Consider the following 24,198-nt stretch of genomic DNA (forward strand, 5'->3'; position numbering starts at 1 on the left):
CTAGCAGTTACTACTAATCATTGGTGTTTACTTTAAGATATATACATGTACGACCAGGGGCATTAAAGCTACGCTCTAATTTGGACTTTGCAATTTTAATAACTTGAAAGCGATTAGGGACTATCGCAGGAAAGATAACAAATTTAAATAAGTGACTCCATAAGGGATCTATATAATAGTAATATTTATCATCATATCCAATTAATAGCGTAACATGAATGTTAGAAACGAGTTCTTTTTTACGATCATCAAATGTGAAATGTTTCCGGAATGGTTTACGCCCTAAACTCGTATGATACATGATGACCGGTTGGCCTGAATCAATAACGGCCTCTAAAGACGTTAGCTCAGTACCTGTGCCATCAACAATTCGTGAATCAATCGTTTGTAAGTACGGAACATAAGCATTCGGAAAGATGGTTTGGTGATGACCCAACTTGACGAGTAAGTGATGACCTACATAACCTTTATAGGGATTATTAGGATGTTTGGGCCAATGTTTCATAATTTCTGTTGCTTTTATATTATAATCATTATATTGAAGTAACATTGCTGCTGAAACACCTTCACAGCCCATGACCATTGGAATTGGAAATAATTGGCTAATTGGTTTGATTGATAATATCGTTCTTTTCATCTTTATTCTCCTCAAAGACGCTTTTATAGTTTACATCACTTAATTTAAGTAAATTTATTATATACCTTAGTGGTCATCTCGTATATTAATATGGATTTTGACTTTATTGATATAGAATAAATGAAAAAGGGGACATTTGAATGGCAATACAATATAAATTGGAACAGTTAAATCATGTTCGACTCATCGGTGTCTTAAGAAAGTATGAGAGTGGCGATGAGATGCAAAAAGATATACCATCATTTTGGCAAAAAGTAAATAATGATGGGGTTGTAGATGATTTAATAGAACTTAGTAATCAAACATTATCAGGATTGTTAGGCGTCATTTTACAGAAAGAAGATAATCATTTCGAATATTTCATTGGTGTACCTTGTGATAATTCGAATAATAATGATTCGCACTTTAATACACTCGAATTGTCAGCTCATAAGTATGTTGTTATAGATGCGAAAGGAAAAGTTCCCGAAGCAATTAAATCGATAACGCCTAAAATCTATCAAGAGTTATTACCTCAAGCTAAATTTAAGACGATTAGAGCACCTATGTTTGAACATTACTTACCAGGAAATACCCAAAGTAGTGATTATATTACAGAAATTTGGATTCCTATAGAAGATTAGACAAGAGATTGATATAAAGTAGATATTTTAAAACTATAAAATACAGTAATTAAAAGAACTGAGAAGGCGCTCTTTTTAAGCGTTTCTCAGTTCTTGTTATACTTTCACAATTTATTTTTTAACTGCATGAACGATATAATTCATATTCTTTTTATGTTTACGCATTGTTTTAAACATTTTGATAAACATTTTGCGATTAGTTGGTTTTAGAGCGTTTTTTATAATTTTTAACGTACCAAGGAGGCCTTCATCTCGAATCATACCTATTGGAGTCATTAAAGATAGTGGACCTACTTTAGACTCAATATTTGAAAAACCAGCTTCTTGATAGAGTTGATACCAATCTTCAGGTGATAAAGGTGTAACTTTCATATTGATGGCGTTACTTAATTCATCAATGACCGTTGGCGCCTCTTGTCTATTAATAATTGCAATATCATGTGTAAGTATAATGCCATTCGGTTTTAATACTCGATAATATTCATTTAGCACTTTTTCCTTAATCTGATAAGGCAACATGGTTAGCATCGCTTCATTTAAAATAATATCAAAGCTCTGATCTTCAAAAGGTAATTTCATAGCATTGGCTTGCGTTAAATGAATAAGCTTATCTAAATTGCGTTTCGAAACATTTTGTTTACCTTTTTCTAAAGCGGTTTTATTTAAGTCTACGCCCTCAATGTGGCAATTATATTTTTGAGCTAATTCAATAGACGTTGTACACATATTACAAGCTACTTCTAAAACACGTTTATCGCTGGAGAAGTGTCCTTTATTTATAAGCCAATTTGTTGCTAACACACCCCCTGGACGTAAGCGTTTCTTTCCTAATTGTGCTAAAAATGTATGGCCGGCTATTTTAGTCACCATAGTCAACACTTCCTGTTCTAACTGAATTTGTTAAAGAGTACGTGATTTTCTAAATGTACATGTTCATGAGTTTCACGTTCTAAATTCATTAGACGATGATATACTAATCTCCAAGTTTGGCAAGCTTCACTAGGAGGTTGATATTGGCTAGTTAATTCACGCATATCTTCAAGTAATTGTCCTGTTTGAGTGTGGTCGTCAACTAAGCTTTGAATGATATCAGATGAATGATCTACTTGTTCACCACGAGAAAGTTTAATTAACGCTGGGAAATCATGTTCATCTTCTTGAGCCATATGCTCAAGCATACCATCTCGATATTGGCGATATAAATCTTGTAACTGAATTAGAAATGGATGGTTTGGTCCATGAACTTTAGCCACTTTTGTAACATAAGGGGATAGATTCTTAAATTCTTCACGCATTGTTTCGTGATAGCGAGATTGTATATATTGAATTAATGACGGCGCATCTAGATATTTCACATTAATGTTTCCTTGATCATGGTTTGGAAGTTCATTAATTTCATCTATTAAAGTTTCTGCATCAACTTTTTTATTTTTAACTGCCTCATTTATAGATATATTGCCACCACAACAAAAGTCGATGCCATATTTTCTGAAAATATCAGCACTTAGTGGGATATCAGTAACAATTTCTGCAACGATAGATTCATTTGTAATCATTAAAACTCCTCCTTTATTTACTTTCATTATAATCGTTAATAATGATTATCAATTAGAAAAAATATAGCTGTCACCTATTTGTTGGAAAGTTATTAAAATATTGTGAACGAGTAACTTTGATTTAAGATTAATTCACTTATTTTAAAATGAAATGCAAAAAAACTGAGAAAAGCTCGATATGAGCATCTTCTCAGTTTAGTCGACTACTGCATGATTTTATGTAGTCTTTTAATCCTTTGTCTTAATCTTCTAGTCATATTGAATAAAAGATTTATTATGCTGGTTTACGATGATTTCTAAAATAAATAACTTGTAGTGTTATTAAAATGACTGCTGTAATCATAATAACGAAAATATATGGGGTTGCGTCATATTGTCCTTTGAGTCCTACAATAGGAGAGATAATACCACCAAGTATAAATTGGAATAGTCCTAATAAACTAGACGCATTACCACTACCACCAGTACGTTCTTCCATTGCCATTGAAAAACCAAGTGGCCCAATAGACGTAACAGGACATACATTTAAGAAAAATGCGATAAGTAAAATCCATAAGGGACCATGAACTGCAAGTGTAATCACAATTAAAATGACACCTACAACTTGTATTAAGGTTAAATAAATCATAAGTTTGAAACGATTAATATAAGCTACAAGAAGTGCGACGATCTGACTCACGATAATTAAACCGACACCATTAACAGCGACCATGATACTGAATTGTTGAGGTGTCATATTATAAATTTTTTGCGTAATAAATGGAGAAGCGGATGAAAAGCTAAATAACATTACATACGTTAACCCCTGTAGCAACATCGGAATAATGAATCGTGGTTTTTTCATTAGACTACCGAAATCTAATAAAATGTCTTTAAAGTTAAGTGATTTGTGTTCCGATTTATGTGTCTTTGGCATCATTGTAGCGACGCCTAATAGTACAAATAGACTTATAAATGTTAGGATAATGAATACAATTCTCGATGATCCAAGTGTTAATGATAGTCCACCGAGTAATGGCATGATGATAGTAACAATACCATTCACGACCATTAGTGATGCTAGAAATTTTGCTAATAAATCGCCCTCGTATCTATCTCCAGCGAAAGCTTTGGCTATAACGATAATACCACCGGCTGTAAACCCTTGGATAAAACGAATACATAAAAATAAAATTAGGTTACTAGCGAATACGCCACTAAGTGTGGCTAAGAAAAATATACATAATATGATAAGACCCATTCTTTTACGACCAAATGCATCAGATAATGGGCCAAATAGGAATTGTCCAAGTGCTAAACCTATCATTGCAAATGATAATGTAAGTTGTATTTCAGATGTTGATGACCTAAATTGATGTTGTGCTTCAGGTAATGCGGGTAAATACATATCAATAATCATAGGTCCAAATGCAGTCATTACCCCTAATACTATTAGAAGTAATAGGGGTAATTTTGTATGAGTTGAAGGTTGCATAATGTTTCTCCTTAAAAAGTTTGCAAACTACATTATAAAGGTTTTTTGTATATTTGTAATTTACAAAATAAAAAAAGCGACACAGAATTCATTGTGTCGCCTAATATAGGTTGATTAACGTTCGAAAAGTTTTGAATATATGCTTTCTCAAACAGGCCAATTATTGTGAATTTGTATCACTTGAATTTCCAAGTATACTATTTAATTTCTCTTTAATTTCATCGAATTTTGTATTTACATCGTTGAGTAAATCATTAACTTTACTTTGGCTTTCGTTATTTTGTTGAGCATTATTAGCTTCTTTTAATTTATTTACTTGTTCTTGATAAAATTTAGTTAACTTAGAATCTTCACCAGTTTGTTCGCTATTTTTTAAGTTATTAACATCCTCTTGAATTTGTTTAATTCTTGAGTCAGTATCGACTTTATCCTTAATGTCATTTTTAGCATCTTCTACTTGTTGTTTGATATTATCACTTTGGTTTTGAACTTCATTTTTATAATCTTTAGAAACATTGTTGTCATTAGAAGCATTATTCGTTTGTTGGTTATCACTACTATTGTTATTAAGTATTGCTCTTGTGGCAAATACCGCTACGATAATCAACAGTATTGCAATAATAGCAATTAGCCATTTTTTAGATTTCTTATTTTTTTCGTTCTCTTCTTCTAACTGTTGCTCGCGTCTAAAGTCACGATCGTTATAGTATCTATTACCATCTTCATCGTATTCATCATTACGTCGGCGATAATCCTCACGATAATCATAATCATCCTGATATCTACGGTCGTCATTACGATATCTCGGATCATCATCACGATAACGTGAATTGCTACGATTGTATGCTTCTTGACTTTCGCGTCGCTCATGACGCGAAAGTCCATCTGCGCTTTGTCTGTTACGTTTGCGATATTGTTCATCATATTTGTAAGAATCTTTATATTTGTCTGTTCGTTTCATGATAGTCACCTCATATTTTAAATAGTTAGTTTTAATAGTCTTGCAATATTTTCAGCAGTATGTGTCATGTTTCGTTTAGCGTTATTTAATAATGAAGGCAATGATTCTGGTTGCTCAATTAAACTAAATGCACTGTCAATGCCATGCTTATAAACATCTTGGTATCCTTCGCCAAGACTACCACAAATAGCTATAACAGGAGCGTGATGTTCTTTTGCTGCTTTAGCTACTCCGATAGGTGTTTTACCAAAGACTGTTTGAGCATCCATCTTTCCTTCACCTGTTACGACAAGATCTGCATCCTGCACTCTTCTCGAAAAGTCAGTTTCTTTTAATACAATATCAATGCCGTTAGAAAGTGACGCATTGAAGAATGCGAGGATACCTGCACCTAATCCTCCGGCAGCACCAGCACTTGGGATATCTTTGACACTTACATTTAGTTCTCGTTCTATCATATCATGATAGGTTGTAAGTGCGGAATCCAACTTTGGTATCATCTTAGCGTCAGCACCTTTTTGAGGACCATAGATTTCAGTTGCGCCATTAGCACCTAATAACGGGTTTGTCACATCACAAGCAACTTCAAATGTGACGTGCTTAAGTCTTTGATCTAAGTTTGAAATGTCAATTTTTGCTAGCTCAGATAAGTAGCCGCCACCGAGTTTTAAAGGTTGATTTTTAGAATCAAGAAATTGAGCGCCTAATGCACATAACATGCCACTACCGCCATCATTGGTAGCACTTCCTCCAATGCCTAAAATGATTTTAGTAACATGATGATCAAGCGCATCTAATATTATTTCTCCAACACCATAAGTAGATGTAATAAGTGGATTACGTTCTTCATCTGTCAATAAATCTAGTCCTGATGATGCAGCCATTTCAATGATAGCTACTTGATTATCTTGAGAACGTGCATATGAAGCTTCAATGTTTCTATGCAATGGGTCATGTACTGGAATGGTGTACGTCTTAGCGTTATGCGCTTCCTTTAGAGCATCTGTTGTGCCTTCACCACCATCTGCCATTGGGATAATGTCATAGTGAATATCTTCATGAAATATTTTCTTGAAACCATCTTGTATTGCTAAACTAGCTTCTTTAGCAGACATGCTCTCTTTAAATGAATCAGTGGCAATGACTATTTTTCTAAGATTCATCTTAATAGACCTCCAATAGTTTATATATTTAAAATTAGTATAAAATAATGTTTGAATGTATAATTAATAAAAAAAGAATATAATATAATTAGTTGAGCCAACACGAGTGCAAATTTAATTAACCTTAAGACATAAAGGAGTTCGACATGTATAGACTTAAACATCATGAATTTTACATCTGGATGATTGGATTGATCCTATATTATGGCTATTTAGGCTACATTATCCCTTTACATAGTACAGATTGGTTTTGGGGTAGTGACCACGGTATGCAAGTGGTTAGTAATGCTTTTAATAATTTTAATGGAAGATACATTAGCAATTTATTAGAATTTGCAAGTGTCCATTCTATATTACTTCGTACATTATCATTTGCGTTTATATCAATCTTTATCTTAGTACTTTTATTAAGATTATTGAATCAGTTTGGTGACACCAACTATTTAATATTAAGCACTGTTTTATTATTTATTATACCCAATTCTTTGTTTGCACAAAGCTATGGTAATTTTGAATTTTTTTATACATATGTTTTTGGCACATGTTTTTCTTTATATATCTTAAGTTTTATAATAAGAGTATTACTTAATAAAGATGAATTTAGTCGTATTGAGGTTTTTATATTTTGGTTAATATGTATATTGGGACAGTGGTTTGCTGAACCATTAGCTTTTTATAATGCCACAATAATACTGGTTGGCATGATTTATTATGCTATACGTAATCATAAGCTTCACTATAGTTTGGTACTTGGTTGGTTGCTTTCATTATGTGGCGCGATGATAATGCTATTAAATGATAAATATATTTATATCTTTTCAAGTGTTGAGGCATTAAGAGGACACTTAGACATGCTTGGGTTAAACCATAAGTTTGAAATATCACTTCTAAAAGATATTCCAAGATATCTCTTTTTTAATAATATTATTATTTTATCCTTAATAGTGATTATTCTAATGATATTGCTATTAAAAAGTAGCGCGTTCTTAACTTTACCTACAATAAAGCGAATCATTTTACAAACAGGTATTTGTATTTTGCCTATATATAAAATCTTTATATATGAACCTTTTAATTTGAAACAATTGTCAGAGACATTTACGTTTGAAGTCATTAATACTCTATTGTGTCTTATAATGATAGTTAGTATTGCTATTTCGTGTAAGTTAGTCATTCAATTACCATATAATCGATTGTTGGTTTTTATGTCACTTGTTTCTATTCCAATTAGCGTGTTACCAGTTATTTTAATTACTGAAGTTTCAGTTCGACAATTTTATTTAGCATATTTACTTTGTATTATTGTACTTATTAGTTTAATTTCAGAATTAGGCATTTTGACGTTGAACCATTATAATCTTTTAAAAAGTTGTATACTTATCTTTGCGATTATAAATATACTTATTTTCACTGATGTACATATGCGTAGTGAACAACGACTAGAGGATGTACAATCACAAATTGATAGCAATAAACGTCACATCACATTATCACATTTACCTTATGAAACTTATCTATTTGAAATCACACCTGCAGATGAAGCGGATTTAACGAGTTTCAAAGAGTTTCATCATATTTCAGAAAAATATCCATTTAAAATATTGCCGTTTGAAAATTAAAAAAGAGAATGACGACAAAGGAGAAGAACGATGAAATTGAATCAAACCCACTTTGAGATTATAAAATTTATAATTGTGGGGGGATTAACACCCTTAATTATTATATTGTGTATTTATTATTATTAAAATTATTTCACGTGAATTATATGATTAGTCATATTGCTGGTTTCTTAGTAAGTTTTGTAATTTCTTACTATTTAAATTGTTATTTCGTTTATAAAGTAAGACCAACACTTAAGAAATTTTTAAGTTTTCCATTAACTCAAGTTATAAATATGGGTATGCAAACATTATTATTATATGTATTTGTTAAGTGGTTTCAATTTCCATCTGAAATCGCACCATTTGCAGGTTTAATTATTACTATTCCAATTACATTTATTGTTTCAAAGTGGATTTTAAAGGATTAAATGACGTTCAACTTTAGGCGATTTATTTTTATAATACGAAACTTCAAATGACTTTAAAGAGTGACAATTTTATAGCTTTAGCTAAAGTGAAATTTAGGTTTTGCTAAAAATTTAATTAGATTAATTATACGGATTTTATAGAAATCAAAAAACGTTGTCATTCATATTTTGATAGTACATACTATTGATATTAAAGCATTTAAGGTGGTTAACAAAATGTCTCAAAGTGAAAATCTTAAATTGGCACAAAGAGGGGCTTATTTAAGTTTAGTAGTATACATTATTTTATCTGTTTCTAAATATATTACTGGATTTGTTTTTGATTCAGCAGCTGTTAGAGCAGATGCTTTGAATAATATGACAGATATTATTGTATCTATAGCTGTTATTGTTGGGTTGAAAATTTCAATAAAACCAGCAGATAAAAATCATCCTTATGGTCATTTGAAATCTGAAAATATATCAACGTTGTTGGTTTCATTTATTATCATGTTCGTGGGTATTCAAGTTGTGATTGAAAATGCACCTAGAATATTTACAAATGAGCACAATACACCAAATGTAGTCACAATATTTGTGAGTTTAATAAGTGGGTTAATTATGATAGGTGTGTTTGCAATAAATCAGAGATTAGCTCAGAAAACGAAAAGTAGTTCGTTAAAGTCCGCAGCAAAAGATAACTTATCAGATGGATTAGTTAGTATGGGTACGGCAATTGGTCTAGTATTTACTCAATTTGGTTTACCTATTGTCGATGTCATTTTAGCAACGATTCTAGGATTTTTAATTATTTATACAGGGTTTGGTATTTTTAGAGAGTCAATTTTTGCACTTAGCGATGGATTCAATGAACAGGATCTTGAAGAATATCGTAATGTTGTATTGGAAGTGGATGACGTCAAAGATGTGAACAATCTTAAGGGACGCTACCATGGAAGTAGCATATTTTTAGATGTTACGATTGTTGTTGATGCACATTTGTCTCTTCAACAAGCACATGATATTTGTGATCGAGTGGAGAATCACTTGCATAGTAAAGGTATATCATCAGTATATGTACATCCAGAACCGGATACTTTGTAAAAGTAAGATGAATAGATTCTGAACAAAAGCATTGTTAATTTTAATGATTTTTTTCTGAAAATAGTGATTACGAATAAAGAAGCCAGTAAATGACTCTTAAAAACTTCATTTACTAGCTTCTTTATTTATAATACTTCGTATTATTGGCTCAATTGCCTAGGGGACTGGGTTGTAAAGAAATTCTTAGATGAATTTTTACTCATTATAGTTGCGACACTTTCTTGCAGGAAAGGCTCGTGCCTGTAGTCCTCTAAAGGCGTTCTTAGATAGATGATTACTCACATAAGCTACTTCGCGTTCCTGGGATGCCGTCTCAGCCTGTAGTCTTCGACTGGCACTGCTCTACCCTAGGAGTCTTCGCAACTATGTTTTGTATTCTATCTTAGAACGCCTTATACAAGTGCAACAGCACTTGTGTTCAATAATTAAAACGCCAAGAGTCGCACCAAAATACTTTGAATTCATATGGAATTCTACATTAAAATAAAAAAGACAATTCCTATATTATTTCAATAGAAATTGTCTGTTATACTTATCCAGAAAATTTATGTCCCGGACGCTTTTCGAGTTATTTAAACATAAATTCTAAGCGTTCTGCCTCAGAACTTAAGCTCTGTTAAATTTTACCACCAACCGTTAGATTCACGGAAACTAATTGCAACTTCAATTGAACCATAACGTTCTTTAGCATATGAAATCATGCCTTTTGTTTGCGTTTCGACAGAGCCATAGCCCCAAGATTGATTTGTCTGTCCTAAACCATGATATTGTCCATTAGACGCATTAGGGTCTCCACCTGATTCAGGTAAGACAATTTTCTCCCATAATTCTTCTGTTCCGCCAGCTGCGATAAATTGTTTGTATACTGAAGATGTACTTTCACTAGATGAGCTTTCATTAGATGAACTGTCATCGCTAGAAGTGTTACTAGATGAGCTATTATCGGCTGTACATTCGGTATTACTAGATGATGTATTAGTAGTAACATTAGTTGTATTAGCTTGTGTAGTTGAAGCAGATGCTACATTAGTATGTTGACTCTGATGAGATGGTTGATTGTGTTGTAATTGCGTATGTTGATTATATTGACAAGATTGATTTTGTTGACCATGTGTCATTTCACTAGCATGTGCTTGACCTGATTCTAATCCTGCGGCACCTAAAGATACCATTGTCATTAATGCAAAAATTGATTTTTTCATAATAAATAATCTCCTTTAGAAATTGGTTTTTTGTAAGTAATCTAAAATTGCTATTAAATTAAGTAAAGTCATAATTACTTATCTTTTAATATCCTTATAGATTATGCATCCCAATATGTCTTGCTGTTGATTACGGTAGATTCACTATAACACCTCATTTAATGACATAGGTTACTACAATATCAAAAGATAGTATCAAAAATGAACTGAAGATAACGAACATGACAAATTTACGTCATTTATGCCAAAAATAGCGTAAATTTAAGATATTATGAAATTTAACGAAATAGTTTTATAATAAATGTAATAGAAAAAGAGAAGGTTACTTGTTGCAAAGCATAGGGAAGTAAATTTCGAGTTAGTGCTTGGTTTTAAGGCATTTTAAATGAAACCATATAATCAAAACTAACATATAGGAAGGTGTTTTAATATGCCAAAATTAATATTATGTCGTCATGGTCAAAGTGAATGGAATGCTAAAAATTTATTTACAGGATGGGAAGATGTTCAACTATCTGAACAAGGACGAAATGAAGCAATTACTTCTGGACGTAAACTAAAAGAAAATGGCATTGAAATTGATGTGGCGTTTACTTCATTGTTAACGAGAGCATTAGAGACAACTCAATTTTTATTAGCTGAATCAGATCAAGAGTGGATTCCAGTGCATAAAAGTTGGCGTTTAAATGAGCGTCATTATGGTAAATTACAAGGTCTTAATAAAGATGAAGCACGAAAAGAATTTGGTGAAGAACAAGTGCATCAATGGCGACGTTCATATGACGTTAAGCCACCAGCACAAACTGAAGAACAACGTGAATCATATTTAAAAGATCGTCGTTATAGACATTTAGATCATCGTATGATGCCTTATTCTGAAAGTTTAAAAACAACGTTAGAACGTGTGGTACCTATATGGACAGATAAGATTTCTCAACATCTATTAGATGGAGAAACAGTTCTAGTAGCTGCACACGGTAATTCAATCCGCGCATTAATTAAATATTTAGATAATGTATCTGATGAAGATATCATTGGCTATGAAATTAAAACTGGTGCACCACTTATTTATGAATTAGATGACAATTTAAATGTCATTGATCATTATTATTTATAATTATTAAATTAAAGGAGTGGGAGCGGGACAGAAATTAAAATAAATTCGTGGTCCCATCCCGGCAAGGATGACTAGGTTTGAAAAAAGCATGATTTAAGCGCATTTTCAAATTAATCAACTACTGCCAATATGATAAAAGAAGGCTGAGACATTTTATTTAGTCCCAGCCTTCTTCTTTTTAGGAGTTATTTATGGAAGAAATAGATAACATTAAGCTGATTTACGGTTGCGTTTATGTTGTTTAATTATTTTTAATGCACGTTTTCGAGTTTTGATATTAGGACTATTCAAATTTCGACGTGCTGTCTGTAAATCTTGTTTCATATTTGATTCCTCCTTTTTAAAAAGCATAAAGGAAAGTAAGGTAAAAGTAAATAGTAATTATTACGATTTACAAAATAACATAAACAATTTATATGAAATTTAAAAATATATATGTATAATAGGCAAATGTATCTATTGAAAGCTTAGGTAGATAAGAGGGGAATAATATGTCACATAGACAAAAATTAGCAATGATATTTACGATGTTGTTAGGTGGCTTTTTCGGGTTGTTGAATGAAACGCTACTTACTACAGCATTGCCAAGAATAATGAAAGATTTTAATATTGAATATTCACAAGTACAATGGCTAACAACTGCATTCTTACTAACTAATGGTGTAGTCATTCCATTATCTGCATTTATTATACAGCGATATTCAACAAGACAAGTGTTCTTAACTGGGATTCTGATATTCTTTATTGGGACGATGTTAGGCGGTTTTAGTCCAAACTTCACAATTCTTTTAATCGCACGTATTATACAAGCTTTAGGCTCAGGTATAATGATGCCACTGATGATGACAACCATTCTAGATGTCTTTCAACCGCATGAGCGCGGTAAATATATGGGAATGTTTGGATTAGTTATAGGTCTTGCTCCAGCAATTGGACCTACATTATCTGGTTATTTAGTTGAATTCTTTGACTGGAGATCACTTTTCCATGTCGTTGCACCAATTGCAGCAATTACATTTCTTATAGCTTTAAAAATTATTAAAAACGTCGGAACAACTGTTAAAACACCAATTGATATTTTTTCTATAATATTATCAATTTTAGGATTTGGTGGATTATTATACGGTGTCAGTTCTATTTCAAGTGATGGATGGGATGATCCACTAGTATTAATAACGATTATAGGCGGCATACTATTAGTTGGACTATTTATCTGGCGTCAAGAGAGACTTGACACGCCACTACTAAGTTTCAAAGTGTTTAAGAATAAAGAGTTTGCGGTTGGGTTAGCGATTATGGCTGCAACAATGATTTCCATGATTGGTTCTGAAACAGTATTGCCTATGTTTGTACAAAATCTATTAGGCAGAACACCTATAGATTCAGGACTTATCTTACTACCTGGTGCAATTGTTATGGCTATCATGTCTGTTATTTCAGGTTGGTTATACGAAACATTTGGTGCTAAAGTGTTAGCTATAATTGGTATGTCTATTGTTCTTATAACGACTTCTTACTTTGTAGTCATGGACGAACATACATCTACTGTAATGTTAGCTACTGTTTATGCTATTCGTATGATTGGAATTGCAATGGGCTTGATGCCAATAATGACGCATACAATGAATCAGCTAACACCAGAGCTTAATGCTCATGGTTCATCAATGACAAATACCATTCAGCAAATTGCTGGTTCAATTGGAACAGCAGGTTTAATTACAATATTAAGTACAGCAAGTAAGAATTTCCAACCGACGATGAGTGATTATCAAGGTATGGATAAAAAAGAAATGGCAGGACAAATACAAATCGATGCTATGCTTCATGGTTATCATTCAGGGTTTTTATTTGCCGTTATTATTACATTCATCAGTTTATTGCTTACATTTTTAATTAAAAGTAAGAAAAAGGTTAAGGCAGAAGCTAAATTACAAAATGATTAAATTAACTTTATATAGTTAAAATAAGAGATCAAGACGAACGCTGGAAATGTTTAAGCATTTTTTCAAAGAAGGGATACCATAGAGGACTCCCTCTAACAAAAATGTTCTATGTCTAGGTCTCTTTTTTATATTATTAATATCCAAACATTCTGAACACTTAAGCAAATGTAAAATAATGTTGACTATTCCTACCCATGAGATTAGAATTAATTTATTCTGACTAATCTAATAGGAATATGGAGGACAAGGTAGATGAAAAGACTTTTATTTGTTGCTTTAGCACTTATCTTTGTGTTAGCTGCTTGTGGTAATGGAGGATCATCTGATAAAAATAGTGATTCTAAATCAAGTAGTAGTAACAGCGATAGTAAAACACTGAAAGTGGGTACTGAAGGTACATATGCACCATTCACGTTCCACAATAAACAAGACAAATTAACTGGTTACGATATTGACGTAATCAAAGCAGTTGCAAAAGAAAAAGGTTACAAACTTAAATTTAATGAAACATCATGGGATTCAATGTTTGCTGGTTTAGATGCGAAACGTTTTGACGTTATTGCTAACCAAGTTGGTGTAAACAAAGATAGAGAGAAAAAATATAAATTCTCTACACCTTACACTTATTCAAGCGCAGTTTTAGTAGTACGTGAAAATGAAAAGAACATTAAATCATTCAATGACGTTAAAGGTAAAAAAATGGCTCAAACATTCACGTCAAACTATGGTCAATTAGCTAAAGACAAAGGTGCAGATATTACTAAAGTTGATGGCTTTAACCAAGCGATGGACTTATTATTATCTAATCGTGTTGATGGTACATTTAACGATAGCTTATCTTACTTAGATTATAAAAAACAAAAACCAAACGCTAAAATTAAAGCAATCAAAGGAAATGCAGAACAAAGTAAATCAGCATTCACATTTAACAAAGATGTTGATGATAAAGTTGTATCTGATTTCAATGATGGACTTAAAACATTAAAAGAAAATGGTAAATTAGCGGAAATTGGTAAGAAATGGTTCGGTGAAAATGTTTCTGAGCCTAAATAGTCAACAACAACATGCATTAGATGCGGCAGGGCAAGCATTTGGACCAATGTTGGAAGGTTTATTAAAATATTCTATTCCAATAACAATAGTTACATTTATCTTAGGTTTGATTATTGCTTTATTTACAGCGTTAATGCGTATTTCAACGAGTAAAGTTTTAAAAGGTATCGCAAGAGTTTACGTTTCAATTATTCGTGGTACACCGATGATCGTACAGTTATTCATAATCTTTTATGGTATTCCTGAATTAGGACGACTAGTAACTGGTAATGCTGATGAACAATGGACATTATCATCAGTTATTTCAGCTATCATCGGTTTATCACTTAATGTTGGTGCGTATGCTTCAGAAATTATCCGTGGTGGTATTATTTCTATACCTAAAGGTCAAACAGAAGCGGCTTATTCTATAGGAATGAACTATAGACAAACGATTCAAAGAATTATTTTACCTCAAGCGATTCGTGTTTCAATACCAGCTTTAGGTAATACATTCTTAAGTTTAATTAAAGATACATCATTACTTGGCTTCATCTTGGTTGCAGAAATGTTCCGTAAAGCTCAAGAGGTAGCGTCTACAACATATGAATATTTCACTATTTATATTCTTGTAGCAGTAATGTATTGGGTAATTTGCTTCATTATCTCAGTTATCCAAAGCTTCTATGAATCATATATTGAAAGAGGGTATAACTCATGATTGAATTAAGTGGTATCCATAAATCATTCAATGATAAAGAAGTCATTAAAGGCATTGAATTAAATGTAGATAAAGGGGAAGTCGTGACACTTATTGGACGATCTGGTTCAGGTAAAACGACATTACTACGTATGATTAATGCTTTAGAAATTCCGACTGAAGGTAATGTAAGTGTTAATGGTGAAAGTTACACCGCAAATAATAAAAAGTCTCAAATAAGCGTACGCAAGCAATCGGGTATGGTATTTCAAAGTTATAATCTATTTCCTCATAAATCTGCATTGGAAAATGTAATGGAAGGGTTAGTAACTGTTAAGAAAATGAGTAAAGCAGATGCGAAAGAAAGAGCTATGGGATTACTTGAAAAAGTTGGTTTGACAAGTGTTAAAGATCAACGACCTCATGCACTTTCGGGTGGTCAACAACAACGTGTAGCGATCGCTAGAGCGTTAGCTATGAATCCGCAAGTTATGTTGTTTGATGAACCTACTTCTGCATTAGATCCAGAATTAGTTAATGACGTATTAAGAGTAATTAAAGAATTAGCTGATGAAGGTATGACAATGGTAATTGTCACGCATGAAATGCGATTTGCACGCCAAGTCTCAAATAAAATCGTCTTTATACATGAAGGACGTATCGGTGAACAAGGTACACCAGACGAAGTATTCGAACATCCTAAGACAGAAGAATTACGTCGTTTCTTAAATGTAATTAATGAAGATTAATAATAAAAAACACTTTTCTAAAGTTCATAAAGTTGAACCTAGAAAAGTGTTTTTTTGATTTATAACTATTTACGTTCTAATAGTTGTTTAACTTTGTATGCAAGTGGGTGTATAGGTTTGATGAAATCTCCAATGTATTCGTAAACATTAGCATTGAAGCCTTTTTTAAATTGTTGCACACCATAATCTTCAGCATCTTCACTAAAGTCACCTGTAATACCGTAGAAATTATAACGATCTACATTGTGCTCTTTTGCGAATTTAATCATATCCCATTGTAAACGATATGCGCCCATATACGCATTATATTTAGGATTTGAACCACTGGATAAATAATAAACTTCATGCTCATTATATAAGTATAAAGCGGCAGCTAGATTGAGTGTTTCGCCTTCTTCAGCAATTTTATTTTTCGTTTCATTTAATTTACGTTCATTACTATCAACTTGTTGCTGTATTTGTGTGCGCTTGTTTTTATTTTTCTTAGAGTTAGGGTTTTCCTCTAATACAGCATCGACTTCGGCTAATTGTTCTATTAATGAATCGTGTTTTTGTTGAAGAGTAGATAAGTAATCCTTTAAATCAATATAAGCAAGTTTAAGCATTGCATGGTCTTTATACGTTTTTTGCATTTCATAAAAGTATGGTTTGTCTCTAAATTTGAAACCATGTTTTTCTTCGGCCATTTGGAATAATTCAAAGAACGTATCCGTTTCATCCATAGGTAGCGTTCTTACTTTTACGCCCATTTCATACGTTTTTTTAATGTTACGACGTGTTTGATAGTCCATTTCTTTTAATAATTGATCTTCTGACTTGTCTTTTAAATCTAAGACAGATAACCAACGTATTTGACTCATTGTGCTATAACCTACTGTCCATCCTTGATGTTTGTAACCTAAATCTTCCAACGTTTTGATGACTGCTCGGTTATCGTAACTTTCTAAAATTTCTCCATCAGCATTACGTAGGTTCTCCAAAATATAAGGATCAACTAATACATATAAGCAATTATGTTTTTTTAAATAACTTGTTAGTGATTTAAAGAAAAAGTGAACCAATTCAATATTGCTGTAGTCCATGACAGGTCCACGATGTGTATAAAAATATTTGAACACTTTTAAAGCACGTGCCTCAGTCATTAAAGTTGCAGCGATGACATTGTCGCTGTCATCTTTGACACCTACAACATGCACATCACCTTTTAATTCGTTTCTGTTTTCAAAGTGAATTCGGGATTGTGTGTAATGAGAGAAATGACTGGATGTAAATTTCTCAAATTCCTCCGGTGATAAAGTTACGAATTTCATATTCATCTACTCCTCTGCGTTTTTAAGAATTATCATTTATTTTAACAAATAACTACAACTATTACACAAGATAAGTTATTAAATCACATCGTACTTTAGTTGTAGGTTAAAATATATATTTAATTTATAATAATAAATATTTTTAGAAAACTAAATTTTTATGAACTAGCGCATATTTTAAAAGCATTGTATGATAGTATTTGCAAAAGAAGTATAATGATAGATAAAGAGAACTGGGCAATAGGAGTGAATATATGAAACGTATATTAGTTATGTTAAGTATCGGTATATTAATGCTAGCTGCATGTGGTAATGATAAATATGTCGATAAAATAGATAAAGCTGTTAAAATGCAAGATCAAAAGCAAGAACAAATGGCTAAAAATGATACAGGCGATAAGGTTAAACACTTTGATAAAAAAGATGCAAATATTTACGTATACGAAAATGGTAAGTATGTTGTCTTAGCGTACAAACCATTAAGTAATAATGAGGAAGTTCATTACTACACTTATCAATTTGATGGTAAAAAAGCGAAACGCATTGATAACTTTGACACAAAACAATATATCGAATCACATGATGCTGATTATAAGGAAGAAAATATGAATTAATATATAATTACAAAGGAGCATCTATGAAAAAGATAATTTTGATAATAAGCATGTTGATGGTGTTAACCATTATCATGAGTGCTTGTTCTAATAACAACAATGAAAAGCAGCCACCTAAAACTAAGAATGGCAAAATTTTGATCGTTGAATATGGAGATTTTAAATGTCCATATTGCAAAAAAGTTGAAAAGAATGTAATGCCAACCATTAAAAAAGACTATATTGATACGAATAAAGTAGAGTATCAATTTATTAATGCTGGTTTTCTTGGTAAAGATTCTATCGTCGGCTCTAGAGCTGGAAATGCAGTGCAAAAAGTTGCACCTAATGAATACTTAACTTTTCAACGTAATGTATTATCGAATCAAAAAGACGAGGATAAAAAGTGGTTAACAGAACAATTTTTAGATAATGAAATTGATAAGTTAGATATTACGACGCAACAAAAATCTGACATAAAAAAGCAATATAAAACTAAGAACAGTGACGCTTGGAAAAAAGCAGAAGAACAGAAGAAAATGACAGAAGATAATAACATTGACACCGTTCCGACAGTATTTATAAATGGCAAAAAAGTGAAAGATCCATATGAAGTTGAAGAGTGGAAGAAATACTTATAGTTATGAATTGAAAGTATTGTAGTTAGTAACGTTGCCAATCATTTTAGTGCAATATCGTAATCTCTTAGAGAGAAGTAAAATAATTTTAATAAAGATTAATTTAAAGAAGAATTGTAGTGTACATCGCTAGGATTCTTCTTTTTTTAAAATTAGGAAAGGTAGTAACTTAATCAATGATAGATTTTTTAATAAAAGATGATTTTTATTAAATTGAAAATAAAAAACATTAAAAACCTATTGTAATTTTATACAAATAAAGTTATACTTTTAAATCGTAATTATTACTATTTATGAGGAGTTATATGAAGCGATTTTTAAGTCTTACCATTTTATTATCTATAATGTTATGTGTTTTAGTAGCTTGCGGAAAAGAAGATAGTTCTAATAAGGGGTCAAAGGATGGCGATAAAATCAATGTGTCTACAACCGTTTATCCTTTACAATCGTTTATAAAACAAATAGGTGGTAATCATGTGAATGTATCATCCATTTATCCTGCTGGCTCAGACTTACATGATTATGAACCAACTCAGAAAGACATGTTAAAGGTTAATAAATCTGATTTATTCGTGTATACAGGTGACGATTTAGATCCAGTCGCTAAAAAAGTTGCAGCAACAATTAAAGACGATAAAAAGAAAGTATCATTACAAGATAAATTAGACCGTTCAACATTACTAACAGATCAACACGAACACGGTGATGAAGAACATGCAGATTCACATGAACATCATCACCATCATCATGGTGGATACGATCCACACGTATGGTTAGATCCTGAGAAAAATAAAGTGTTTGCTAAAGAAATTAAAGACCAGTTAGTAGCCAAAGATCCAAAACATAAAAATGAATACGAGAAAAATTTCAAAAAATTAGAACATGCACTTGATGACATTGACAATCAATTAAAAGAAATTACTAAAGATAAACAAGGTAATGCTGTATTTATTTCTCATGAATCTTTAGGTTATCTCGCAGATCGCTATGGCTTTGTTCAAAAAGGAATTCAAAATATGAATGCTGAAGACCCATCTCAAAAAGCACTTACACAATTAGTTAAAGAGATTAATGAGAAAAATGTTAAATACATATTATATGAAGATAATGTTGCCAATAAAGTAACCGAGACAATCAGAAAAGAAACAAACGCAAAACCTTTAAAATTTTATAATATGGAGTCACTAAATAAAGAACAATCTAAAGATGAATCAATGGATTATCAAACGTTGATGAACAAAAATATTGAAGCATTAGATAAAGCATTGGACTCCAATATAAAAGTAGAAGACGAAAAAGCTGAACATAAACATGACAAAGCTATTTCAGATGGCTATTTTAAAGATAATCAAGTTAAAGATCGTGCGTTATCAGATTATGAAGGTAAATGGCAATCAGTTTATCCCTATTTAAAAAATGGTGATTTAGATGATGTAATGAAACATAAATCAGAAGAAGATAGCGCTATGACAGAAAAAGAGTATAAAGCATACTATGAGAAAGGTTATAAAACTGACATTTCTAGCATAAATATTAAAGGTGACAACATTACTTTTGAAAAAAATGGGAAGAAGGTTACTGGAACGTATAAATATGTTGGTAAAAAAATCCTAGATTATAAGAAAGGTAATCGTGGAGTTAGATTTATTTTTAAATTGACAAACGATGATACACAGCAATTACCGAAGTACGTTCAGTTTAGTGATCACAATATCGCACCTAAGAAAGCTGAACATTTCCATATCTTTATGGGTGATAACAATGATTCATTACTTAAAGAAATGGATCATTGGCCAACTTATTATCCTGCCTCACTAGATAAGGATGATATTAAAGAAGAAATGTTAGCACATTAAAAAATTTTAAATTTGAATCTTTTTACTTGTAATTCCATTTGAGTCTATTTATTATACTAAGTATAATAAATATACAAACTATAGTACTGATTTTCAGCTACGTAGTTTCATAATTTAAATAATGGAGGTATGTACACATGGCTAACTTAAATTTAGACCCAGCACATTCAGGAGTTAACTTTTCTATTCAACACTTAGTTGTATCAAATGTTAAAGGACGTTTTAACGAATTTGACGCTAACATTTCAGGTGATTTCAATGATTTAAGTTCATTACAAGGTACTTTTACTGTTAAAGCAAATTCAATTGATACTAAAGTAGCAGATCGTGATAATCATCTTAAAAGCGCAGATTTCTTAGACGCTGAAAACTACCCAGAAATTAAATTTGAAATTACTAACGTAGATGATAAATCAGTTACTGGTAACTTAACTATGAAAGATCAAACACATGAAGAAACTTTTGATTTAGATTATAAAGGTACTAGTTTAAATCCATTAAACGGTAAAAACACTGCTGGTTTAGTAATTACTGGTAGCCTTAACCGTGAAAAATATGGTATTACGTTTAACCAACAACTTGAAACTGGTGGTTTCTTATTAGGAAAAGACTTAAATGTTGAATTTGATTTAGAATTTCCACTTGAAGACTAATCACTAGTTATTAAAAATACTTATATGGCTTCCTACAAAGTAGACATTAATGAATGTAAGCTTTGTAGGGAGCTTTTATATTTTTGTAATTAAAATCAATAACTGGTAAATTCAGAGAGAGCATTTAAAAAATAGATAGGGGGATTTAAATGTCAATTCAATTAAAAGATAATAAAATTATATTTAATAGAACGTTTGAGGCGCCAATAAATGAAGTATTCGAGGCATACACTACGGAGACGTTATTCGAACAATGGTTCCATCCTCAAGGAGGTAAAACAAAGGTTTATCGTTTTAATCCAGAAGCCGGTGGTGATGCCTTCTTTGCGATAGAAATGCCAGAACAAACAAGTTACACATTGACTGAATATAAAAAGGTGGATAAACCTAATCATATTGAATACTTAGATTTCTTTGCTACGTCTCAAGGTGAGAAAGATACATCATTACCTGGGATGCAAATTTTGATTGATTTCACTTCAGAATCAGCGCAACGCACGCTTGTAACGTCAACTTCTATCTTTCCAACAAAAAATGCGGCGCAACAAGCACTTGATATGGGTGTAGAAGCGGGAATGAATTCTACATTAGACCAACTTGATTCATTATTGAAACAAAAAAAGTCATAAGTATGTCAAAAAAATTCAACTAAATTTAAGTTATAATGTAGTTGAAATGAGGTTGATGATATGAAAGAAAGATATTTAAAAGTACTAGCTTTATTTTCAGTTAGTACATTAATACCTACAGTACTACTCAATTCAAAGGCAATTGATAATAGTGCAATTAAATATGTTTTAAGAACAGCGCTAGGCTATGGCATTTTTGCTACAGGTTTACGCTATTTATCAAGACTTAAAGCACATAAATAGTAAATTACTAAGTGAGATAGAATCGTGTCTACATGATACGATTTTATCTCACTTTTTTTACCTAAAAAATTTAAGCTATTCATGTTTTCTTAAAAAATATATAATTGAAACATAACTTGAAAGGATGTAGGGGGCATACATATGTTGAAGAACAATAAAACGGTTGAAGACACCCATGCAACGCGTGATATTGTAGAAGCTGCTGTCGGGCAGGTACAGACGAAAGAAATTATGGCTACAAAAACGCCTGGTAGATATGCATTGAAAGCAATCATGTCAGGATTTTTATTAGCAATCGTAACGGTATTTATGTTGGCAATTAAAACACAATTTGCAGGCACTAATGAAGGTTTAGTTAATTTGTTAGGTGCGATTGCATTTAGTTTAGCTTTAGTATTAATTGTGTTGACGAATTCAGAATTACTAACTAGTAATTTCATGTATTTAACGGTAGGCTGGTATTATAAAGCCATTACTATTAATAAGATGTTGTTCATTTTCTTATTCTGTTTTATTGGGAATATTATAGGTGGATTCATATTATTCTTCTTAATGAAAGGGACGCATATTATGACGCCAGAAATGATTGCCAGCTTAAGTAAGACAGTACATATGAAAACGGTAGAATCAACTTGGTTAAATATTTTAGTTAAAGCAATCTTCTGTAATTTCTTTATTAATATTGGTATATACGTGTCTATGTTATTTAAAGAAGGACTGGCAAGAGCATTCTTTATTGCTGCAGGGGTTGTCGTGTTTGTATTCATGGGTTATGAACACGTTGTCTTCAATGCTGGTTTATACGCAGGTATGGTGTTCTATAATTTAGATGCACTATCATGGTTAGGTGTTATTAAAAATATTGTGTTTGCTTTAATTGGTAACTATATCGGTGGTGGTATATTTATTGGTTTAGTATATGCGTATTTAAATGGTTCACGTGATAGTATGAAAGCTAAGTAATCAATAATAGGGTTGTGTTATCACTAAGTTAAATGAGTAGATAGCACAACCTTTTTTATTGAATTAATTTAACCACATTATTGAAAAAGTTGACTAAATGATGATTAAAACATATCATTTTAATCAACATTAAAGCATTTAATGACCAAATTTTAAAAGTAATAAAGTCTAATATAAAGGGGATGAAGCCATTGGTTGCGAATATATTAGTGGCACATGGCATGAGAAAAGGTGATCAAAATAAAGCGTTGGGAGAATTCTTAGATCGTTTATTAAGTGATGAATCGTATGAATATGAATTAGCGTTTATTGAAAGTGAAGAAAAGAGTATTGAAAAAACGATTGGTCGCTTAATAAAGCAAGGTGAAACTCAATTTAAAGTTGTACCTCTTTTGATCTTTTCGGCAATGCATTATATCGTCGATGTTCCTGAAATTTTATCAAATATCAAAAAAGATCATCCTGAAATAAGTTACGAAATTAGTGAACCGCTTGGTACGCATGACTATATGGTGGATTTAGTTGAAAAACGTATTCAAGATGTTGAAATTTCTACCTCCTCTAATTATGCGATTGTATTAATCGCACATGGTAGCTTCTCATATACGAAAGCACATGATGAGTTAAAGGAATTTAGTGAAAAAATGAATCAACCTGTACCTATCTATTGTCGTACGCTATATGGTGACATTACTTTTAGAAATGACTTGGATCAACTTTCGAATGAATATGATGAACTTATTGTAGTGCCAATGTTTTTATATGATGGGCGACTAGTAAATAAAGTAAAACGACTCATTTCAGAAATGGATATACAGGGTACGCTTCACATTACACCATCTATTAATTTCGATAACATATTAAAGAGAATTATTAGTGAACGTTTAAAGCAATTAACATTTAATTAGGATTTATAAGCTGAGGCACAATGTGTCTCAGTTTTTTATTGTATTTGGACAAGTTATTGAACGTATTAGGGAATTCCCCGATTTTTAATTAATTTGTGAAAATCATCACATTTGAAGTGGAATCTGTTATAGAATA

Annotated in this window: 25 protein-coding genes and 1 pseudogene; 17 read left to right on the forward strand and 9 right to left on the reverse strand. The window is 31.7% G+C overall.

Annotated elements, in window-relative coordinates; translation table 11 throughout:
* Nucleotides 1-13: 13 nt before the first annotated feature.
* Entirely contained in the window at nt 14-637 is a 624-nt protein-coding gene (locus tag EQ029_RS02610) for a C39 family peptidase (RefSeq protein ID WP_011274950.1), read from the reverse strand.
* A gap of 140 nt (nt 638-777) precedes the next feature.
* Here EQ029_RS02610 and EQ029_RS02615 point away from each other — a divergent pair, with 140 nt between their 5' ends.
* Nucleotides 778-1,260 (forward strand): GyrI-like domain-containing protein, encoded by a 483-nt coding sequence (locus EQ029_RS02615; protein WP_011274951.1) that lies wholly within the window; start codon nt 778-780, stop codon nt 1,258-1,260.
* Between the two features lie 111 nt (nt 1,261-1,371).
* Here the strand turns inward: EQ029_RS02615 and EQ029_RS02620 are convergent, their stop codons facing one another.
* The 5 genes from EQ029_RS02620 to EQ029_RS02640 all read right to left on the reverse strand — a co-directional run bounded on the left by EQ029_RS02620 (nt 1,372) and on the right by EQ029_RS02640 (nt 6,414).
* Entirely contained in the window at nt 1,372-2,127 is a 756-nt protein-coding gene (locus EQ029_RS02620; protein ID WP_029376621.1) for a class I SAM-dependent methyltransferase, read from the reverse strand.
* 20 nt (nt 2,128-2,147) lie between these two features.
* Nucleotides 2,148-2,816: an iron-sulfur cluster repair di-iron protein ScdA gene (scdA, locus tag EQ029_RS02625; RefSeq protein ID WP_011274953.1), complete on the reverse strand. Its 669-nt coding sequence runs from the start codon at nt 2,814-2,816 to the stop codon at nt 2,148-2,150.
* 274 nt (nt 2,817-3,090) lie between these two features.
* On the reverse strand, nt 3,091-4,290 hold the full coding sequence (gene tcaB, locus EQ029_RS02630; protein ID WP_011274954.1) for a putative multidrug effflux MFS transporter TcaB: 1,200 nt from the start codon (nt 4,288-4,290) through the stop codon (nt 3,091-3,093).
* A gap of 160 nt (nt 4,291-4,450) precedes the next feature.
* On the reverse strand, nt 4,451-5,251 hold the full coding sequence (locus EQ029_RS02635; RefSeq protein ID WP_016930751.1) for a hypothetical protein: 801 nt from the start codon (nt 5,249-5,251) through the stop codon (nt 4,451-4,453).
* A 17-nt stretch (nt 5,252-5,268) separates the two neighbouring features.
* Nucleotides 5,269-6,414 carry a glycerate kinase gene (locus tag EQ029_RS02640; protein ID WP_103262002.1) on the reverse strand — a complete coding sequence of 382 codons (1,146 nt, stop codon included), beginning with the start codon at nt 6,412-6,414 and terminating at the stop codon, nt 5,269-5,271.
* A gap of 146 nt (nt 6,415-6,560) precedes the next feature.
* On the opposite strand from EQ029_RS02640, the gene EQ029_RS02645 reads away from it, so the two are divergent.
* The 3 genes and pseudogenes from EQ029_RS02645 (at nt 6,561) to EQ029_RS02655 (ending at nt 9,526) form a co-directional block, all read left to right on the forward strand.
* Nucleotides 6,561-8,033, forward strand: a complete 1,473-nt coding sequence (locus tag EQ029_RS02645) for a hypothetical protein (protein WP_011274957.1) — start codon at nt 6,561-6,563, stop codon at nt 8,031-8,033.
* A 30-nt stretch (nt 8,034-8,063) separates the two neighbouring features.
* Nucleotides 8,064-8,443: pseudogene (locus tag EQ029_RS02650) on the forward strand (GtrA family protein).
* Between the two features lie 216 nt (nt 8,444-8,659).
* On the forward strand, nt 8,660-9,526 hold the full coding sequence (locus EQ029_RS02655; protein WP_011274959.1) for a cation diffusion facilitator family transporter: 867 nt from the start codon (nt 8,660-8,662) through the stop codon (nt 9,524-9,526).
* 623 nt (nt 9,527-10,149) lie between these two features.
* On the opposite strand, the gene EQ029_RS02660 is transcribed toward EQ029_RS02655, so the two are convergent.
* A complete protein-coding gene (locus EQ029_RS02660; protein WP_011274960.1) occupies nt 10,150-10,728 on the reverse strand; it encodes an aggregation-promoting factor C-terminal-like domain-containing protein in 579 nt (192 codons plus the stop codon).
* A 430-nt stretch (nt 10,729-11,158) separates the two neighbouring features.
* Here EQ029_RS02660 and EQ029_RS02665 point away from each other — a divergent pair, with 430 nt between their 5' ends.
* Nucleotides 11,159-11,845, forward strand: a complete 687-nt coding sequence (locus EQ029_RS02665) for a 2,3-diphosphoglycerate-dependent phosphoglycerate mutase (RefSeq protein WP_011274961.1) — start codon at nt 11,159-11,161, stop codon at nt 11,843-11,845.
* A gap of 210 nt (nt 11,846-12,055) precedes the next feature.
* On the opposite strand, the gene EQ029_RS02670 is transcribed toward EQ029_RS02665, so the two are convergent.
* The gene (locus EQ029_RS02670) at nt 12,056-12,169 is read right to left on the reverse strand and encodes a putative metal homeostasis protein (RefSeq protein WP_011274962.1); all 114 of its coding nucleotides are present in this window, start codon (nt 12,167-12,169) and stop codon (nt 12,056-12,058) included.
* A gap of 167 nt (nt 12,170-12,336) precedes the next feature.
* Between EQ029_RS02670 and EQ029_RS02675 the strand changes: the two genes are divergently transcribed.
* From EQ029_RS02675 to EQ029_RS02690, 4 genes are all read left to right on the forward strand, one after another.
* Nucleotides 12,337-13,788 carry an MDR family MFS transporter gene (locus EQ029_RS02675; protein WP_033079722.1) on the forward strand — a complete coding sequence of 484 codons (1,452 nt, stop codon included), beginning with the start codon at nt 12,337-12,339 and terminating at the stop codon, nt 13,786-13,788.
* Nucleotides 13,789-14,040: 252 nt separating this feature from the next.
* Nucleotides 14,041-14,841: a transporter substrate-binding domain-containing protein gene (locus EQ029_RS02680; RefSeq protein WP_011274964.1), complete on the forward strand. Its 801-nt coding sequence runs from the start codon at nt 14,041-14,043 to the stop codon at nt 14,839-14,841.
* The gene (locus EQ029_RS02685; RefSeq protein ID WP_029376620.1) at nt 14,822-15,541 is read left to right on the forward strand and encodes an amino acid ABC transporter permease; all 720 of its coding nucleotides are present in this window, start codon (nt 14,822-14,824) and stop codon (nt 15,539-15,541) included. Before EQ029_RS02680 ends, EQ029_RS02685 begins: the two co-directional genes overlap by 20 nt.
* On the forward strand, nt 15,538-16,269 hold the full coding sequence (locus EQ029_RS02690) for an amino acid ABC transporter ATP-binding protein (RefSeq protein ID WP_011274966.1): 732 nt from the start codon (nt 15,538-15,540) through the stop codon (nt 16,267-16,269). Before EQ029_RS02685 ends, EQ029_RS02690 begins: the two co-directional genes overlap by 4 nt.
* Before the next feature lie 65 nt (nt 16,270-16,334).
* Here EQ029_RS02690 and EQ029_RS02695 read toward each other — a convergent pair whose 3' ends face one another.
* Nucleotides 16,335-17,579, reverse strand: coding sequence for an aminoacyltransferase (locus EQ029_RS02695; protein ID WP_011274967.1), 1,245 nt, complete (start codon nt 17,577-17,579; stop codon nt 16,335-16,337).
* Nucleotides 17,580-17,833: 254 nt separating this feature from the next.
* Between EQ029_RS02695 and EQ029_RS02700 the strand changes: the two genes are divergently transcribed.
* From EQ029_RS02700 to EQ029_RS02735, 8 genes are all read left to right on the forward strand, one after another.
* Nucleotides 17,834-18,193, forward strand: a complete 360-nt coding sequence (locus EQ029_RS02700; RefSeq protein ID WP_057504777.1) for a DUF4467 domain-containing protein — start codon at nt 17,834-17,836, stop codon at nt 18,191-18,193.
* Nucleotides 18,194-18,216: 23 nt separating this feature from the next.
* On the forward strand, nt 18,217-18,813 hold the full coding sequence (locus EQ029_RS02705) for a thioredoxin domain-containing protein (protein WP_011274969.1): 597 nt from the start codon (nt 18,217-18,219) through the stop codon (nt 18,811-18,813).
* A gap of 302 nt (nt 18,814-19,115) precedes the next feature.
* Nucleotides 19,116-20,666: a zinc ABC transporter substrate-binding lipoprotein AdcA gene (gene adcA / locus EQ029_RS02710; RefSeq protein ID WP_053021463.1), complete on the forward strand. Its 1,551-nt coding sequence runs from the start codon at nt 19,116-19,118 to the stop codon at nt 20,664-20,666.
* 137 nt (nt 20,667-20,803) lie between these two features.
* Nucleotides 20,804-21,319 (forward strand): YceI family protein, encoded by a 516-nt coding sequence (locus tag EQ029_RS02715; protein WP_011274971.1) that lies wholly within the window; start codon nt 20,804-20,806, stop codon nt 21,317-21,319.
* 149 nt (nt 21,320-21,468) lie between these two features.
* Nucleotides 21,469-21,948 carry an SRPBCC family protein gene (locus EQ029_RS02720; protein WP_011274972.1) on the forward strand — a complete coding sequence of 160 codons (480 nt, stop codon included), beginning with the start codon at nt 21,469-21,471 and terminating at the stop codon, nt 21,946-21,948.
* A gap of 60 nt (nt 21,949-22,008) precedes the next feature.
* Entirely contained in the window at nt 22,009-22,191 is a 183-nt protein-coding gene (locus EQ029_RS02725; RefSeq protein ID WP_011274973.1) for a hypothetical protein, read from the forward strand.
* 141 nt (nt 22,192-22,332) lie between these two features.
* The gene (locus tag EQ029_RS02730; RefSeq protein WP_011274974.1) at nt 22,333-23,154 is read left to right on the forward strand and encodes a formate/nitrite transporter family protein; all 822 of its coding nucleotides are present in this window, start codon (nt 22,333-22,335) and stop codon (nt 23,152-23,154) included.
* 191 nt (nt 23,155-23,345) lie between these two features.
* The gene (locus tag EQ029_RS02735) at nt 23,346-24,062 is read left to right on the forward strand and encodes a sirohydrochlorin chelatase (RefSeq protein WP_029376619.1); all 717 of its coding nucleotides are present in this window, start codon (nt 23,346-23,348) and stop codon (nt 24,060-24,062) included.
* Nucleotides 24,063-24,198 lie beyond the last annotated feature (136 nt).

This window comes from Staphylococcus haemolyticus, assembly GCF_006094395.1.
GTDB classification, from domain to species: Bacteria; Bacillota; Bacilli; order Staphylococcales; family Staphylococcaceae; genus Staphylococcus; species Staphylococcus haemolyticus.

Bases quoted from the DNA above. Each gene is read 5' to 3' on its own strand.
- EQ029_RS02610 (WP_011274950.1), bottom strand. From the start codon at position 637: ATGAAAAGAACGATATTATCAATCAAACCAATTAGCCAATTATTTCCA.
- EQ029_RS02615 (WP_011274951.1), top strand. From the start codon at position 778: ATGGCAATACAATATAAATTGGAACAGTTAAATCATGTTCGACTCATC.
- scdA (WP_011274953.1), bottom strand. From the start codon at position 2,816: ATGATTACAAATGAATCTATCGTTGCAGAAATTGTTACTGATATCCCA.
- tcaB (WP_011274954.1), bottom strand. From the start codon at position 4,290: ATGCAACCTTCAACTCATACAAAATTACCCCTATTACTTCTAATAGTA.
- EQ029_RS02635 (WP_016930751.1), bottom strand. From the start codon at position 5,251: ATGAAACGAACAGACAAATATAAAGATTCTTACAAATATGATGAACAA.
- EQ029_RS02640 (WP_103262002.1), bottom strand. From the start codon at position 6,414: ATGAATCTTAGAAAAATAGTCATTGCCACTGATTCATTTAAAGAGAGC.
- EQ029_RS02645 (WP_011274957.1), top strand. From the start codon at position 6,561: ATGTATAGACTTAAACATCATGAATTTTACATCTGGATGATTGGATTG.
- EQ029_RS02655 (WP_011274959.1), top strand. From the start codon at position 8,660: ATGTCTCAAAGTGAAAATCTTAAATTGGCACAAAGAGGGGCTTATTTA.
- EQ029_RS02660 (WP_011274960.1), bottom strand. From the start codon at position 10,728: ATGAAAAAATCAATTTTTGCATTAATGACAATGGTATCTTTAGGTGCC.
- EQ029_RS02665 (WP_011274961.1), top strand. From the start codon at position 11,159: ATGCCAAAATTAATATTATGTCGTCATGGTCAAAGTGAATGGAATGCT.
- EQ029_RS02670 (WP_011274962.1), bottom strand. From the start codon at position 12,169: ATGAAACAAGATTTACAGACAGCACGTCGAAATTTGAATAGTCCTAAT.
- EQ029_RS02675 (WP_033079722.1), top strand. From the start codon at position 12,337: ATGTCACATAGACAAAAATTAGCAATGATATTTACGATGTTGTTAGGT.
- EQ029_RS02680 (WP_011274964.1), top strand. From the start codon at position 14,041: ATGAAAAGACTTTTATTTGTTGCTTTAGCACTTATCTTTGTGTTAGCT.
- EQ029_RS02685 (WP_029376620.1), top strand. From the start codon at position 14,822: ATGTTTCTGAGCCTAAATAGTCAACAACAACATGCATTAGATGCGGCA.
- EQ029_RS02690 (WP_011274966.1), top strand. From the start codon at position 15,538: ATGATTGAATTAAGTGGTATCCATAAATCATTCAATGATAAAGAAGTC.
- EQ029_RS02695 (WP_011274967.1), bottom strand. From the start codon at position 17,579: ATGAAATTCGTAACTTTATCACCGGAGGAATTTGAGAAATTTACATCC.
- EQ029_RS02700 (WP_057504777.1), top strand. From the start codon at position 17,834: ATGAAACGTATATTAGTTATGTTAAGTATCGGTATATTAATGCTAGCT.
- EQ029_RS02705 (WP_011274969.1), top strand. From the start codon at position 18,217: ATGAAAAAGATAATTTTGATAATAAGCATGTTGATGGTGTTAACCATT.
- adcA (WP_053021463.1), top strand. From the start codon at position 19,116: ATGAAGCGATTTTTAAGTCTTACCATTTTATTATCTATAATGTTATGT.
- EQ029_RS02715 (WP_011274971.1), top strand. From the start codon at position 20,804: ATGGCTAACTTAAATTTAGACCCAGCACATTCAGGAGTTAACTTTTCT.
- EQ029_RS02720 (WP_011274972.1), top strand. From the start codon at position 21,469: ATGTCAATTCAATTAAAAGATAATAAAATTATATTTAATAGAACGTTT.
- EQ029_RS02725 (WP_011274973.1), top strand. From the start codon at position 22,009: ATGAAAGAAAGATATTTAAAAGTACTAGCTTTATTTTCAGTTAGTACA.
- EQ029_RS02730 (WP_011274974.1), top strand. From the start codon at position 22,333: ATGTTGAAGAACAATAAAACGGTTGAAGACACCCATGCAACGCGTGAT.